This window comes from Pseudomonas sp. AC463 (genome assembly GCF_979253585.1).
This window is the reverse complement of sequence record NZ_CEEDDZ010000456.1, coordinates 1-289: the sequence shown is the minus strand read 5'-3', so window position 1 is coordinate 289 and position 289 is coordinate 1. Positions and strand designations below refer to the sequence as shown.

Below are 289 nucleotides of genomic sequence, written 5' to 3'. Positions count from 1 at the left end.
GGCCGGACTTGCGCCGATCGCCAGCCTTACCCCGATCTCGCGAGTCCGTTCTGTTACCGAAACGATCATGATGTTGGTGATGCCGATGCCACCGACTATCAAGCTAATCGAGGCGATAGCGCCGAGCACTGCGCGAAAGACGGTGATGATGCCTTTGCTGGCGGCCGAGAATTCCTCGGTGCTGACGACGGTGAAAGGGTCGGTCGCCCCCTCTCGAACCCTGTAGATCGTCCGCATCGTGGCGATGACGCGTTGGCGAGCTACCTGGGCGGGTACGGTCGGAGAGAAC

1 pseudogene is annotated in these 289 nt (G+C 61.2%); it reads right to left on the bottom strand.

Going from position 1 to position 289, the window contains the following annotated elements:
* Positions 1–126, bottom strand: a pseudogene (locus AC0IYH_RS30955) (FtsX-like permease family protein); the annotation flags it as partial.
* Positions 127–289 lie beyond the last annotated feature (163 nt).